Annotated in this window: 13 protein-coding genes; 5 read left to right on the plus strand and 8 right to left on the minus strand. The window is 57.1% G+C overall.

The window, feature by feature from the left end; translation table 11 throughout:
• Positions 1–29 precede the first annotated feature (29 nt).
• A complete protein-coding gene (gene ppk2, locus AC2FIB_RS10480; protein WP_496736338.1) occupies positions 30–953 on the minus strand; it encodes a polyphosphate kinase 2 in 924 nt (307 codons plus the stop codon).
• A 126-nt stretch (positions 954–1,079) separates the two neighbouring features.
• Here ppk2 and AC2FIB_RS10485 point away from each other — a divergent pair, with 126 nt between their 5' ends.
• Positions 1,080–1,955, plus strand: coding sequence for an alpha/beta fold hydrolase (locus AC2FIB_RS10485; RefSeq protein ID WP_496736336.1), 876 nt, complete (start codon positions 1,080–1,082; stop codon positions 1,953–1,955).
• 6 nt (positions 1,956–1,961) lie between these two features.
• Here the strand turns inward: AC2FIB_RS10485 and AC2FIB_RS10490 are convergent, their stop codons facing one another.
• A complete protein-coding gene (locus AC2FIB_RS10490; protein ID WP_496736335.1) occupies positions 1,962–2,570 on the minus strand; it encodes a carboxymuconolactone decarboxylase family protein in 609 nt (202 codons plus the stop codon).
• 331 nt (positions 2,571–2,901) lie between these two features.
• Here AC2FIB_RS10490 and AC2FIB_RS10495 point away from each other — a divergent pair, with 331 nt between their 5' ends.
• From AC2FIB_RS10495 to AC2FIB_RS10510, 4 genes are all read left to right on the plus strand, one after another.
• On the plus strand, positions 2,902–3,483 hold the full coding sequence (locus AC2FIB_RS10495; RefSeq protein WP_496736333.1) for a 2OG-Fe(II) oxygenase: 582 nt from the start codon (positions 2,902–2,904) through the stop codon (positions 3,481–3,483).
• Positions 3,484–3,603: 120 nt separating this feature from the next.
• Complete coding sequence (gene parE, locus AC2FIB_RS10500; RefSeq protein WP_496723650.1) at positions 3,604–5,562, plus strand: DNA topoisomerase IV subunit B; 1,959 nt, start codon at positions 3,604–3,606, stop codon at positions 5,560–5,562.
• Positions 5,563–5,595: 33 nt separating this feature from the next.
• Positions 5,596–6,180, plus strand: a complete 585-nt coding sequence (locus AC2FIB_RS10505; RefSeq protein WP_496736332.1) for a hypothetical protein — start codon at positions 5,596–5,598, stop codon at positions 6,178–6,180.
• Between the two features lie 280 nt (positions 6,181–6,460).
• Positions 6,461–6,742, plus strand: coding sequence for a hypothetical protein (locus AC2FIB_RS10510; RefSeq protein WP_496736330.1), 282 nt, complete (start codon positions 6,461–6,463; stop codon positions 6,740–6,742).
• An 18-nt stretch (positions 6,743–6,760) separates the two neighbouring features.
• Here AC2FIB_RS10510 and AC2FIB_RS10515 read toward each other — a convergent pair whose 3' ends face one another.
• The 6 genes from AC2FIB_RS10515 to AC2FIB_RS10540 form a co-directional block, all read right to left on the minus strand.
• Positions 6,761–7,531: an alpha/beta hydrolase gene (locus AC2FIB_RS10515; protein ID WP_496723656.1), complete on the minus strand. Its 771-nt coding sequence runs from the start codon at positions 7,529–7,531 to the stop codon at positions 6,761–6,763.
• A gap of 68 nt (positions 7,532–7,599) precedes the next feature.
• Positions 7,600–8,439: an EamA family transporter gene (locus tag AC2FIB_RS10520; RefSeq protein WP_496723667.1), complete on the minus strand. Its 840-nt coding sequence runs from the start codon at positions 8,437–8,439 to the stop codon at positions 7,600–7,602.
• A gap of 74 nt (positions 8,440–8,513) precedes the next feature.
• Positions 8,514–9,659, minus strand: coding sequence for an iron-containing alcohol dehydrogenase (locus AC2FIB_RS10525; protein ID WP_496736328.1), 1,146 nt, complete (start codon positions 9,657–9,659; stop codon positions 8,514–8,516).
• Positions 9,660–9,726: 67 nt separating this feature from the next.
• The gene (locus AC2FIB_RS10530) at positions 9,727–11,109 is read right to left on the minus strand and encodes an aldehyde dehydrogenase family protein (RefSeq protein ID WP_496736327.1); all 1,383 of its coding nucleotides are present in this window, start codon (positions 11,107–11,109) and stop codon (positions 9,727–9,729) included.
• Positions 11,110–11,203: 94 nt separating this feature from the next.
• On the minus strand, positions 11,204–12,565 hold the full coding sequence (locus AC2FIB_RS10535) for a glutamine synthetase family protein (protein ID WP_496736325.1): 1,362 nt from the start codon (positions 12,563–12,565) through the stop codon (positions 11,204–11,206).
• 50 nt (positions 12,566–12,615) lie between these two features.
• Positions 12,616–14,301 carry a Na/Pi cotransporter family protein gene (locus AC2FIB_RS10540; RefSeq protein WP_496842010.1) on the minus strand — a complete coding sequence of 562 codons (1,686 nt, stop codon included), beginning with the start codon at positions 14,299–14,301 and terminating at the stop codon, positions 12,616–12,618.
• Positions 14,302–14,419 lie beyond the last annotated feature (118 nt).

Genomic DNA, 14,419 nt, shown 5'->3' on the forward strand with positions numbered 1-14,419 from the left:
GGTTCTAATGTTACCTGAGAGGACTCTTGTCACACCGTTTCAGGATGCAGTGAATTGCCCAGAATATGTTCCGAATGCTGGATCACGTGATGTGCCTGCCCGACGATCAAAGGATCAGGGCTGTCGACGATTTCATGGTTCTTGTCCGGATACTCCAGCGTGGACAGAAAGTGGCGCATGCAGTTCAGGCGCGCGCGCTTTTTGTCGTTCGATTTCACGATGGTCCACGGGGCGTCGGCGGTATCGGTATAGAAGAACATCGCCTCTTTGGCCTCGGTATAATCGTCCCATTTATCAAGGCTCGCTTTGTCGATCGGTGACAGTTTCCACTGTTTCAGAGGATCGGTTTCGCGGCTTTTGAACCGGCGTTGCTGTTCGGGTTGCGTGACCGAGAACCAGTATTTGTAAAGTTGGATGCCCGAGCGCACCAGCATCCGCTCCAGCTCGGGCGTTTGACGCATGAACTCGAGATATTCGTTGGGCGAACAGAAACCCATCACCCGTTCAACCCCGGCGCGGTTGTACCAGGATCGGTCGTAGAAAACCATTTCACCCACAGTGGGCAATTCCTGAACATAACGCTGATAGTACCACTGCCCCTTCTCTTCCCAAGTGGGCTTGTTCAGGGCAACGACACGCGCTTGGCGTGGGTTCAGGTGCTCCATAAAGCGTTTGATCGTTCCACCTTTGCCTGCGGCGTCCCTGCCCTCGAACAGCAGGACAAATCGCTGCCCGGTTTCCTGCGCCCACAGCTGCACCTTCAGCAATTCTGCCTGCAGCTTCGCCTTTTCCGCCTCATACGCTTTGCGCGCCATCTTGCGGTCATAAGGATATTTGCCGCTTTCAAAGGCCTGACGAATTTTCTCGGGGCTAGGCTCGGTCGGTGAGGTTTTGGCTATCGCCGACAGGTTGGCAGGGTCTTGCACATTATCGATCTGCGTCACTACTTCCATCTAGGTTCTCCTTGTCTCACTGTCCGGGAAAACGCCTAGCAGTCGGGTGAAAAACACGCTTTGATTGGTGTCAAACTTTTACATCTTTCTGGGCGTGTGCTTCAGGTACAACACAGGGCTTCGGCTATGAAAAACAAGTTCATTGATCTTAACGGCCAGAGGTTCCTTCTGCGCAGCTGGGGGGACCCCGACCTTCCGCCCTTGTTGATGCTTCACGGGTTTCCCGAATATGGCGGCGCGTGGCAGGACCTGGCCCCGCATCTGTCTTCCCACTTCTATTGCATCGCCCCCGATCAACGCGGTTACGGGCAAAGCTGGGCGCCAGAGGGCGTCGGCCATTATGCCCTGTCGCGACTGGTCTCGGACATGGTGACGCTGATCGAGGGGCTCGCCCGTCCGGTTTGTGTTCTTGGCCACGATTGGGGAGCGTCTGTGGCCTATGGTTTGGCCATGTTCCGCCCGGATCTGGTGGACCGGTTGATCATCGCCAACGGCGTGCACCCAGTGCCCTTCCAACGGGCCATGGCCGCAGGGGGCGCGCAATCCGAGGCTTCGCAATACATCAATGCCCTGCGCGCACCAGACGCGGAGGAGCGTTTGTCGGCGGACAATTTTGCCAAGCTTGAACAGTTCTTTCGTTTCGGGATGGGAACAGACTGGCTGACGGACCAGCAAATGCAGGTCTATCGTACAGAATGGGCCCGGCCCGGGCGACTGGAGACTATGCTGAACTGGTACCGCGCGTCACCGCTGGTGGTTGCGAAACCCGGCGCACCGCGCACGGATCTGCCAGAGCTGCCGAAGGAACGGTTGATGGTTCGCTGCCCCCACCTGTTGCTGTGGGGGCGTGAGGACAAGGCGTTGCTGCCAGAATCGACTGAGGGGCTGGAAGGCTACGCACCGGACCTGACGCGCGTCGACATTCAGAACGCTGATCACTGGCTGCATCACCAACAAACCAAAGCGGTGGCGCAGGCAATCCTTGGTTGGATGGCGCGCTAAATCCGGTTACCGGTGCCCCCAATCCGCCGGGTCATCCGAGTTGTTGGGCGACAGGCCCAATATGTCACCATCTGTGGAACACCCCAGCCCCAAAACGGTCCGGTTCGCATAAGAGAAATACGCGCAGACCTGATTGATTTCGAGGATCTCGCCATCGTCCCATCCGGCCGTGCGCAGGGCTTCCACGTCTTGCCGTTTCAACTCCGCCGGGGTCTCGGTCAGTCTGCGCGCGTAACGCATGGCCTCAATCTGAGCCGCATCCAACGGGGCCTCCTCTGGTGTGCCAGCCTCAATCGCCGCGCGAATTGCCTGGCTACGCTCCGGATCGCCCAACAAACGCTGCAAACCGCTGTAATGGTGCTCGACACAATAACTACATTTGTTCAGAGCGCTGACCCACACGCCCAAAACCTCAAGAAACCATTTCGGGATCGTGTTGGCGGAATGGTGCAGCACGTTCTTGTACATGGCCATGTGACCTTCCATCGAATGTGGCCGCAAAGAATGCACCATCATGATGTTGTCGACATTGTTGCCCGGGCCGGTAACACGGTCATAAAGTTTCCTGAGTTTTCCCGTTGCCTCATCAAAAGGGATGGTTCTGATCCAGCTCATTTATGTCTGCCTTGCTGCTAATGGTTTCCGCGTCAACTTGGCCGCGCCTCGAACCGCACGCAAGGCTATACACTTGCCGCATCCGCATGAAAACCTTTGACAATACGGACAAATTACTCGTATCACTCAAGTCCGTCACAATCCCCAGAAGTAAGAAGGAGGTTCGATCAATGATAGATTTGTATCTGACCACAGCTTCCTTCTGTGACCCGCACGCGATCTTTGCCTGACACTTCAGACTAACCGCGACGCCTTTCGCTGGCGAAATATTTCCCCGTTTTAACTCGCTGCCCTCTGCCTTTTTGGCGGGGTCAAATGCAAGGTGGCTTCCATGCAGATGAACGAACTTCTGAAAGGTTATGTATTTGAACTTGAGGGCTTTCTGTCCGCCGATATCTGTGATCGCTGGATTGACGATATCGAAACTTCGGGATTTGAACCCGCTTTGATCAACGGTGTGAACGGAGCCACCCATCGCCCGGACATTCGAAACAATGACCGCCTGATCCGGGACGACGCCGAAACGGCTCACGACTTGTGGCAAAGCGTGTTGCCTTTTGCACCGCAACGCTTTGGCAAGCGAACAGCGGTTGGCCTAAACGAACGCCTCCGTTTTTACCGCTATGGTGTCGGGCAAATGTTTGACTGGCATCAGGATGGCTATTTTGAGCGCCCCAATGGTGAGCGCAGCCTGTACACCCTCATGGTCTATCTGAATGACGGATTCGAAGGTGGCGGCACATCGTTCTGCGACATTTATGCGGGCCGGTCTTTTCCCGATTTCTGTGTTACGCCGAAAAAGGGGGCAGCCTTGCTGTTCTATCACCCTGTCATGCATCGCGGCGATCCGGTTTTGGACGGACAAAAATATGTAATGCGCACGGACATTATGTACTCGCCGGAGAAGCCTTAAAAAAACGGGTGGGAGGACACCTGTTCGGGTCTCAATTGACCACAACACTTCGCGCGCCCCTTCCCCCGGACCACATCACCTGCCATAATGGGACCAAACCCAAAAACAAGAGCAGCACCCATGCCCGACGATCTGTTGACGCCAGAAGCGACCAATACCTATGACGCCTCCTCAATCGAGGTGCTTGAAGGTCTGGAACCAGTCCGCAAACGCCCCGGCATGTATATTGGCGGCACCGATGAACGTGCTTTGCACCATATGGTGGCCGAAATCCTCGACAACTCGATGGACGAAGCGGTCGCGGGCCACGCCAACCGGATCGAGGTCGAGCTGCACGCCGATTACGCCCTGACCGTGCGCGACAACGGGCGCGGTATTCCGATCGACCCGCATCCGAAATTCCCCGACAAGTCGGCGCTAGAGGTCATTCTGTGCACCCTGCACGCGGGTGGTAAGTTCTCGGGCAAGGCCTATCAGACCTCGGGCGGTCTGCACGGTGTGGGTGCGTCCGTGGTCAACGCGCTGTCGGATTCGATGGTCGTTCAGGTGGCGCGTGACAAACAGCTGTTCGAACAGCGCTTTTCACGCGGGATCCCTCTGGGCCCTGTCGAAAAAGTCGGCGCGGCGCCCAACCGGCGCGGCACCACTGTGACCTTCCACGCAGACGAAGAAATCTTCGGCCATCACAAGTTCAAACCGGCGCGGCTGTTCAAATCCATCCGCTCCAAGGCCTACCTGTTCTCGGGCGTCGAAATTCGCTGGAAATCCCATATCGACGACGGCGAAACGCCAACCGAGGCCAGCTTCCACTTTCCCGGCGGTCTGTCGGACTACCTGAAAGAAACGATGAACGGCTCGTCCACCTATGCCGAGCAACCTTTTGCAGGCACCGTGGACTTTCGGGAAAAGTTCGGCACCCCTGGCAAGGTCGAATGGGCGATCAACTGGACGCCCTCGCGCGACGGGTTCATCCAGTCCTACTGTAACACCGTCCCCACCCCCGAAGGCGGCACCCATGTGGCAGGTTTCTGGGCTGCGGTCCTCAAAGGGATTAAGGCGTACGGAGAGCTGATCAACAACAAGAAGGCCGCGCAAATCACCCGCGACGACCTAATCACCGGTGGCTGTGCGCTGGTATCCTGCTTTATCAGTGAACCGGAATTCGTGGGCCAGACCAAAGACCGCCTTGCGACAGTCGAGGCGCAGCGACTGGTAGAGAATTCGGTCCGCGACCATTTCGATAACTGGCTGGCCGCGGACACGAAATCCGCCGGTGCTATTCTCGATTTCCTCATTCTGAGGTCCGAAGAACGTCTGCGCCGACGCGCCGAGAAAGAAACACAACGTAAGTCCGCCACTAAAAAACTTCGTCTTCCCGGCAAGTTGGTGGACTGTTCTAGTTCAACACGCGACGGAACAGAATTATTCATCGTCGAAGGAGATTCTGCGGGCGGTTCTGCAAAAATGGGCCGAAATCGCAAAACGCAGGCCCTGCTGCCCCTGCGCGGCAAAATCCTGAACGTGTTGGGCGCAGCCAGTTCCAAGCTGGGCACCAATGCCGAGATCAACGACCTGACGCAGGCGCTGGGTGTCGGTCTTGGCACCAAGTTCAATGTCGATGACCTGCGCTATGACAAGATCATCATCATGACCGACGCGGACGTGGACGGCGCGCATATCGCGGCGCTGCTAATGACGTTCTTCTTTACCCAGATGCGCCCGATGATCGACACGGGCCACCTGTATCTGGCCTGCCCGCCCCTGTATCGCCTGACCCAAGGCGCGAAACGCGTCTACTGTCTGGACGAGGCCGAGCGCGACGAGTGGCTTGAGAAAGGTCTGGGCGGCAAGGGCAAGATCGACGTCTCACGCTTCAAGGGTCTGGGTGAGATGGACGCCAAGGACCTGAAAGAGACCACTATGGACCCCGCGTCCCGCAAACTGATCCGTGTCACCATCGACGAGGACGAACCCGGCGAGACTGGCGACCTGGTCGAGCGCCTGATGGGCAAAAAACCCGAACTGCGGTTCCAATACATTCAGGAAAACGCGCGGTTTGTGGAGGAGTTGGATGTTTGAGTTAAAACTCCAGACTTGTTTTTGGACTTATTAATGTCGGTAAAGATTTCGTTTTTCGCGGTTATTGCTTCTTTATTGATGACCTTACCCAATGCTCATGCTGAAATGTCAGTTGAGCATTCTTCGCTGAAAACCCAACGTGTTACTTACGACAAGGTACACTTCCACGGCATTCCGAGCATTTCTGATGATGGCAAGTTGGCGTTTGAGTTTTCTGACAAACGTCCCGGTCCCAAGACCGCGTCATTTCGTTTCTGGGGTATCGAGATCACTCAACCTGAAGAAGTGCGTTTGCTGTTGGAGAATCGCGCGCTGAGTTGTTGGCAAGTTTATGAATTCGACGGAATTGGCTATGTAGACTGCACAGCATCTCCATCTCGCGGAACGGAGCAATTGCTCAGGGCTTCAGCACCGAACTGGCTGGATCTATTTACATGGTTCCCAGAATTGGGGCTGGCCAGAAAACACTGTAATCTACCTAGGGATCTTCAAGTACTAACAAGCGACCCCGTAAGAATCTATTTCTGTGACGCAAGAATTGGCGAGAAAGTCGATTCAACCCAGAACCTAGTCATCCCCATAAGAGCGTTGCCCGGTCCACCTACTGCTCCATTGTAAATAGGCGTTCACCTCGACAGGAAAACTCGCGCCCGCGCCGGGGGTGGGTGCAGATAACTCCCGCCGATTGAGGCGAGAGGGGTGCATGATAGATGCCTCGGGTCATGCATTAGATGGATAACGCGAGCCCCCCCCACATATGCACCCCAAAACACCCCCCTTGCCTAACCCGTTGATCCCGTTCACACTTGCGCGCAATTGTCATCAAAGAACAAATTTTGAGGATCCGAGCGTCCAAGACCCAATTTGAACGAACATAAATTTCGAACGGGAGGACAATATGAAATCACTAACCCTCGGGCTGGCCTTTGCCTTGTTGGCCAGTCAGGCAAGCGCGCAGCAGTCGCTGATCGGCGCATCGCCTATTCCGGTCGGGGCAGAGTTACGGTTCTGTTACTACAACGGCCTCGCTTATTCGGTGGACGCCTATGTTGTGATCTCTGGCAACAACACCGTGACCGAAACGTCCAGTACGCGCGAAGAACACCTTCTGCGTTGTATCAAAGGCGGCGACGGTGCCATGAAGTGGAAACCAGAGAGCGGTATTCAGGTCAATCGCTGAACTGAAAGGTCGGGCCTTCTAGCCCACCTTCCCCTCCAGCCAGTCCGCGATCTGGCCGGCGGGGTGTTCCCAGCCGGGTTCCATGAACAGGAAATGCGCGTGGTTTTCCACTGGCATAAACGTCGCGCGATCCCCGTACAGATTGGCCAGAGCACGGCAGGTGTCGGGGTTGACGGCGCGGTCCTCGGTTCCCGAGACGATCAGCACCGGGCAATCGACCTTGTCGATATCGACCTTCATCGCGTGGTGATCGTCGAACATCCAAAAGAACATCTCGAACATCACCCGCCCGCTTTCTGCACCCAGCTGGTCGAACACTTCACGCTGCTGCGCCTCGGGCATCTTGTTCAGCGCAAAAGGGGCCATCAGGTCGAACTCGACATGCATGGGCTGTTTCCAGAACGCCCCGCCCTCCATCAGCGCGCGCGGGATGGCGCGCTCATCGTCGGTTTCGGGCAAGGTGCCCCACGGCGCGTTCGGGTTGATCAAGACAATGGCACTGGCCAACCCACGCTCGGCCACCTGCTGCGCCACCACGCCCGCGATGGCATGGCCGAGGATGACAGGCTTGCTGTCCAAGCCCTGTACGAACTCGGCAATATCATTGGTATAATCCGCGACACTGGTATCCGTAAGCCCGGGGTCAGGTTCGGCCTTGGGGTCCCCGCCATGAAAGCGCAGTGCAGGGGTGTGCACCGTCCAGCCGCGCGCGCGGAAGAAACCCGCGTAGTCCGCCATGCACCAAGGTCCGGCAAAGGCCCCGTGGATCAGAACAATCTCTTTGGTCATCAAAACGCCCTCTCGTCACTTGCCCCCACTATGCGAGACGACCGGCGCGCGCGGCAAGGCCGCCGGGGTCAGACGGACATACCGATCAGGGCAACGCCAACGGCCATCAGTAAGGCCGCACCAAGGCGACGCATCCAGTTGCCCTCATGCAGGAAGATAAACCCGATCAACGCAGCGAAGATCACCGAAGTCTCACGCAGTGCTGAAACCGCACCGAGTGGTGCGAAATTCTTGGCGTAAAGCACCAGACCATAGGCCGTCATCGACACCAGCCCGCCCAGGATTCCGATCATCCAGACCTTGGCAGGAAGGCTGGCCAGTGTGTCCCGCTTTTTGATGCCGACGAACCCGGCGATGAACAGATGCAGAAACGCGCCCCAGGCCCAGTAGCTAAGCGTATTGCCCGACAACCGCACGCCGATGCCGTCCACAACTGAATAGATCGAGATGCAAAACCCCGTACCCAGTGCAAACCACAGCGCCCAGCGCCCGACACCGGACCGCAAGGCACTCCAACTGCTGAGCTGAATACCAAGCGCGATCAGTGCAATCCCGCCCCATGCCTGCAATGGCAGCACCTCGCCCACCAGTATCATCGCCCAGAGCGAGACCAACGCAGGCACAATACCACGGGCAATCGGGTAGACGACGCTCAGATCCCCATGCTGATAGGCTTTGCCCAGCATGTAGTAGTACCCAAAATGCACGACGGTCGAGATCAGGATATAGGGAAAGCTTTCAGCACTGGGCAACGGCAGCAGCAGGACCATGGCCGTTGCAGGGATGACATGCCCAAATGCGACAAGACCCAAAGTGGTCGTTCGGTCGGCGGCTGTTTTGACGATGGCGTTCCACACCGCATGCAGCAACGCAGCCGTCAAAATGATGGCGATGACAAACAGAGTCACGTCCGAACCTTTCGCGCAGAGAGAACCGGCCCAAGATACGGGCCGGTTTCGTTACTTGCACAGAGCAAGACCGATCACAATGCAGCCTTGAACAGAGCGGTCAGATTGTCCTCAGTCAATTCGATTGGATTACCACCACAAGACGGATCGATGATCGCGCCTTGCACCAGTTCCGGGATCGCAGCTTCGGTCACACCCAGTTCGGACAGTCTGGTTGGGATACCCAGCGAGTCGTTGAACGACTGGACAAAGCCGCGGACGCCGTCAAAGCCGCCATCAATTCCCAGATAGGCTGCCGCCGACTGAAACCGATCAGCGATTGCTGGGGCATTGAATTCCAGCACTGTGGGCATGCAAACCGCGTTGGTGGTGCCGTGGTGAGTGTTGAAAACAGCGCCAATCGGGTGGCTCATGGCGTGGATCGCGCCTAGGCCTTTCTGGAAGGCGGTCGCCCCCATCGCTGCCGCGCTCATCATCTGCGCGCGGGCCTCAATATCCGTACCATCTGCATAGGCGCGTGGCAGGTGCTCCTTGACCAGCCGCATACCTTCCAGCGCAATGCCGTGGCTCATCGGATGATAATGCGGGCTGGAATACGCCTCGACACAATGCGCAAATGCATCAAGACCGGTGCCCGCCGTGATGAATTTGGGCATGCCAACTGTTAGCTCGGGGTCGCAGATCACCACGGTCGGCAGAACCTTGGGATGGAATATGATCTTTTTCGCGTGGGTTTCGGAATTCGTGATGACACTGGCGCGCCCGACCTCAGACCCGGTCCCGGCTGTGGTCGGCACAGCGATAATCGGCGCAATGACATCCGAATCCGCGCGTGTCCACCAATCGCCGATATCCTCGAAATCCCAAACCGGTCGTGTCTGGCCCGCCATAAAGGCAACCATCTTGCCCAGATCCAATCCGGAACCGCCGCCAAAAGCGATCACACCATCATGGCCGCCCGCGTTATAGGCCGCGACCCCTGCCTCAAGGTTTTTTTCGTTCGGGTTCGGGTCCACATCGCTGAACAGCCCGCGCCCCAGCCCTGCGGCCTCCATGATATCCAGCGTCGCTGCGGTGATCGGTAGATCGGCCAACCCTTTGTCGGTGACCAGCAACGGCTTTTGTATACCAGCGGCGGCACATGCCTCAGGCAGTTCTTTGATGCGCCCTGCGCCGAATTTGATTGCGGTCGGATAAGACCAGTTTCCAACAAGTGACATGTCAGGATTCCTTTGTGATTTGAGACCTGCTCGGCCGAGGGGGTCAGTACCGGGCAGGCCGGTGCCCTTAGCCCGTGACCTTTTTCAGGTGGTAGGATTTAGGACGTGTCAGGTTGTTATAGCCAATGACGGACAAACCGCCGCCGCGGCCGGTATTCTTACAGCCGGTCCAGCAAAGGCCCGGATCCAGATAATCGGCACGGTTCATGAACACGGTTCCGGTTTCGATCGCATCGCCCACGCGTGCGGCCCGTTCTACATCGCGGGTCCACAGGCTGGCGGTCAGACCAAATTCACTGTCATTCATCAAGGCGATGGCTTCGTCGTCCGAAGACACTTTCATAATGCCGACCACAGGGCCGAAACTCTCGTCCCGCATCACCCGCATGTCATGGGTGACGTTGGTCAGGATCTGCGGTGTCAGATAGGCCCCGCCATCGTCTTCGGGGAACGTGCCGATATGAGCCACCGCCCCGGCCGCAACAGCCTCGGCGATCTGCGCGCGCACCTCTTTGGCAAAGCGCACATTGGCCATCGGACCAATCGTTGTATCGCTGTCCAGAGGATTGCCCAGCTTATAGCCTTTCACAACCTCAACCGCCTTGGCGACGAAGGCATCATACAGGCTTTCGTGGACGTAAATCCGCTCGATCCCGCAGCAGCATTGGCCCGAGTTGAACATCGCGCCGTCAATCAACGTATCCACGGCAACATCCAGATCGGCATCGTCCATGACATAGCCCGGATCTTTGCCACCCAGCTCGGTGCCAACACCGGTGAATGTCCCTGCAGCCGCGCGCTCCATCGCTTGGCCACCACCTACTGAACCGGTGAAGTTCACAAAGTCGAACGCATTGCCTGCAATCAGGTCATTGGTCACGTCATGGCTCAGGAAGACATTCTGAAACACATCTTCGGGTATACCTACGGAATGAAACGCTTGCGCCATGCGCTCGCCCACCAGCAGCGTCTGCGTGGCGTGTTTCAGGATCACAGTGTTCCCCGCGATCAGCGCCGGGGCCACAGTGTTGATTGCGGTCATGTAGGGATAGTTCCAGGGCGCCACTACAAAGACCACGCCGTGTGGAACGCGCTTGATATAGCGTTTGAAGGTTTCATCCTCGCCCACTGCGATATCAGCCAGAGACGCCTCGGCAATCTGAGCCATATGGCTCGCACGCTCGTTAAAGCCGCCAAACTCACCGCCATAACGTACCGGACGCCCCATCATATGCGCCAACTCGGGCACAATCTCGTCATTCACCGCCCCAACCGCAGCCACACCGGCCATGACAAGATCGATACGTTCCTGCAACGGCCGCGCCGCCCATTCTGCCTGTGCCGCCCGCGATCGCGCTGCCGCTTCAAACGCTGCATCCCGTGACAACACCTCACGTTCAGCAAAAACCGATCCATCAATCGGCGAGACACATTTCAACATCTGCCCCATAACAACTCCATTTCCGAAAAAAACAGGATCACTGTTTCGTCTGGCTAAAAATATCCCGGGGGCGTGGGGGCAGCGCCCCCAGCCTGACCCGATCTCAAGCCCGCTCAAACCCGCGGGCAACTTCCCAATCAGTCACGACGCGCTCGAATTCCTCAATCTCGACTTCCGCGGCACGGGCATAGTGATCGACCACATCATCACCCATAGCCGCGCGTAGCATCGATGACCCGTGCAACGCATCGCGTGCTGCACGCAGATTGCCGGGGATCATACCGGTGTCTCCCTGATAGACATCACCGGTGGTGGGCGATTGCAGTTCCAGGCCTTCTTCGATACCGGCAATCCCGGCGGCCAACATGCCAGCCATCGCCAGATACGGGTTCATATCTGAGCCCGGAATACGACACTCAACCCGCACGGCCTTAGTCCCATCGCTGCACAGACGGAAGCCAGCCGTACGGTTGTCTACCGACCAGATAATCCGCGTCGGCGCAAAGGTGCCCTTCATGAACCGCTTGTAGCTGTTGATGTAGGGGGCCATGAAATAGGTATAGTCAGCGGCATATCTGAGCAGACCCGCCATATAGCTTTTCATCAGCGCCGACATACCCAACGCGTCATCCGCATCAAAAAACGCAGGCTTGCCATCTGCCCAAAGCGACTGATGCACGTGGGACGAGCTGCCCACCTTGTCATGGTGCCACTTCGGCAGGAATGTCGCCGCGTGACCGTGTTGCCAGGCGATCTCTTTCACCGCGTTCTTGGCGATCGAGTGGTATTCGGCCGTGTCCATCGCCGGTGCATATTTGATGTTCAGCTCTTCCTGCCCGGTCTCGGCCTCGCCTTTCGAATTCTCAACCGGTATCCCCGCGTTCCACAAATGGTTGCGGATTGGGCGCATCACATGCTCTTCCTTGGTGGTCTGCAGGATGTGATAATCTTCGTTATAGCCCGAGATCGGCTCCAGATCGCGGAAGCCTTCCTTGCGGATCTGGTCAAAGCTTTTTTCGAACAGGAAAAACTCCAGTTCGGTGGCGCACATCGCGTCATAACCCATGGCTTCGAGGCGATTGACCTGTTTCTTCAGGATCGAGCGCGGCGCATGCGGCACTTCCTCATGCGTGTGGTGATCCAGCACATCGCACATCACCATCGCCGTGCCTTCCAGCCACGGCACCGGGCGCAGCGTGCTCAAGTCCGGCTTCATGACATAATCGCCATAACCCCGCTCCCAACTGGTCGAGGCATAGCCGTCCGGCGTGCCCATCTCCAGATCCGTGGCCAGCAGGTAATTGCAACAATGGGTTTCTTCCCACGCACCTGCTACGAAATGACCTGCGTGAAACCGCTTGCCCATCAGCCGGCCCTGCATGTCCACCATGCAAACCAGTACGGTGTCGACCTCGCCCGTTTCGAATTTGGCTTTCAGATCGGCCAAAATCGCTTCATTGCCCATCATTGGTTTCCTTTGTCACTCAGAAAGATCTCGGTTTCGATTACCTGCCTTCAGTCATCGTTGGCTTCTTTTTCCATTTCCATCACCAGGCGCGTTTCCAGAACCTGACCGCTTTTGTAGAGGATCGGATAGGCGACGGCGGCGATGTGCCCGTGCAGGTCCCGCATGGACCGCAGCGTTTCCAGATGCAGGTCGGAGGACTGGAAACTCTCGGTCTGACCGCGCTCCAACCGTTTGAGGTGCGCCTTGCGGCTATTGCGGGACATCCGCTTGACTTCGGCCTTGTCCAACACCAGCCGGCGGGCACAATCCATGTCGTCCACCAACAGCACGTGACGTGCCAGCGAGAAGCTTTCCAGAATGGCCGAATGCAAATCCGTCAGCTCTTTCCAGCCCTGCGCCGAAAACTCGGAACGTTCCGTGTGCTTGATCTGGGCAGTCCGGGTCATCCGGTTTGAAACGACATCGCCCGCAGCCTCAAGTCGGATGGCATATTCGACCAACCCTCGTGCGGCCTTTATCTGTGCCTTGCTCATGTTCTGACGCGGCAAGCGGGCGACGAAACGACGTATTTCGGTAAGTTGCGTATTGACCCGCTCATCCTGCTGCCAAAGCGCAGAAATCGCGTCGCTGTCATCCTTTTCGTAAATATCCAGCACCGGTCGGAACATACGTTCGACCTGCGTAATCATCTGCAACAGCTCGTGGCGTACCGAAGACATCGCAACGCTGGCCCTTTCGCCGCTGGGATTCCCTAGTGGGGTCAGTGCATCCGAAAACTGATCCAGTGCATTGGTCTCGACCTTGAGTTCCGCCAGAAGAACCGCCATTGGCTGTTCCAACTGGTTCACAAAGCCTGTGGCGAGCAGGAATACCGCCAGATTAAATCCGATATGTGCAAAAATCAGTGACTGCGCCGGGCCTGTCACCATCAGGGCGTCTTGCAATCCGCCGACATTGACAAAGATCAGCATCACCAGCGCCGCACTGCCTCTCAATAGCAGGTTGGCCAGTGGGATACGCCGCGCAGTCACGGTCATATCGCGGGTCAGCCACATCGGAATAAAGGCCGAACCGAGATTTGCCCCCAGCACAAGCGACAACCCGGCCGCAAAGGGAATTGCGCCGATTTGGACCAGAGCAACGCACATCAGGATCGTCGCGACCGAGCTGTGCATCACAAAGGCCAGCACCGCACCGACGATAAAGGCGCTGAAATAGTCAGTCTCCAAATACCCCGCGATTGCAGGCAGAAATGCGCTTTCGCGGATCGGCTCAACTGCTTCGCGCAGGAATTGAAGCGAGATCAGGATAAAGGCGACGCCCAGAACGATCCGCCCCATAAGCCGAATATTCGACCGTTCGGATTTGAGGTACAGCCAGCCCCCCAATGCCAGCAAGGCGGGCTGAAGCCAGCCCAAGTCATATGACAGAACCTGAATGACAAGCGCCGCGCCCAAATCCGCGCCCAGAACACCCGCCAGCGCCATCCCAAACGTCACCATCCCCGCCGCAGCGAAACCGGTCAGCAAAACCGTAACGGCGGCCGAGCTTTGCAGGATCGTGGCCAAAACCATGCCAGCCCCCCCTGCAACAAAGCTGTTGGAGTGGCGTGTCAGGATCGACTGGAACAGCGCACCAAAGCGCCGTTCAATACCCGTGCGCACCAGACGCACAGCAAATAGCAGCAACATCGTTGCGGCAAAAATCTCAATCAAAAAGCCCGCGATAGCCATATGTTCACACCTCTTTCGACCGGTGCGCACAAATGTGCTTCCGGTTTCGTTTTTCTATTCTTGGAACAGAGGTGAGCATAAATGGTGTCGCTTATTGATGTCCAATCCCGACGCAAGG

This window comes from Ruegeria sp. YTSA072, from assembly GCF_059610285.1.

What these genes read in the sequence shown, in the direction of transcription:
- ppk2 (WP_496736338.1), bottom strand. Translation starts at nt 953, where the DNA reads ATGGAAGTAGTGACGCAGATCGATAATGTGCAAGACCCTGCCAACCTG.
- AC2FIB_RS10485 (WP_496736336.1), top strand. Translation starts at nt 1,080, where the DNA reads ATGAAAAACAAGTTCATTGATCTTAACGGCCAGAGGTTCCTTCTGCGC.
- AC2FIB_RS10490 (WP_496736335.1), bottom strand. Translation starts at nt 2,570, where the DNA reads ATGAGCTGGATCAGAACCATCCCTTTTGATGAGGCAACGGGAAAACTC.
- AC2FIB_RS10495 (WP_496736333.1), top strand. Translation starts at nt 2,902, where the DNA reads ATGCAGATGAACGAACTTCTGAAAGGTTATGTATTTGAACTTGAGGGC.
- parE (WP_496723650.1), top strand. Translation starts at nt 3,604, where the DNA reads ATGCCCGACGATCTGTTGACGCCAGAAGCGACCAATACCTATGACGCC.
- AC2FIB_RS10505 (WP_496736332.1), top strand. Translation starts at nt 5,596, where the DNA reads ATGTCGGTAAAGATTTCGTTTTTCGCGGTTATTGCTTCTTTATTGATG.
- AC2FIB_RS10510 (WP_496736330.1), top strand. Translation starts at nt 6,461, where the DNA reads ATGAAATCACTAACCCTCGGGCTGGCCTTTGCCTTGTTGGCCAGTCAG.
- AC2FIB_RS10515 (WP_496723656.1), bottom strand. Translation starts at nt 7,531, where the DNA reads ATGACCAAAGAGATTGTTCTGATCCACGGGGCCTTTGCCGGACCTTGG.
- AC2FIB_RS10525 (WP_496736328.1), bottom strand. Translation starts at nt 9,659, where the DNA reads ATGTCACTTGTTGGAAACTGGTCTTATCCGACCGCAATCAAATTCGGC.
- AC2FIB_RS10530 (WP_496736327.1), bottom strand. Translation starts at nt 11,109, where the DNA reads ATGGGGCAGATGTTGAAATGTGTCTCGCCGATTGATGGATCGGTTTTT.
- AC2FIB_RS10535 (WP_496736325.1), bottom strand. Translation starts at nt 12,565, where the DNA reads ATGGGCAATGAAGCGATTTTGGCCGATCTGAAAGCCAAATTCGAAACG.
- AC2FIB_RS10540 (WP_496842010.1), bottom strand. Translation starts at nt 14,301, where the DNA reads ATGGCTATCGCGGGCTTTTTGATTGAGATTTTTGCCGCAACGATGTTG.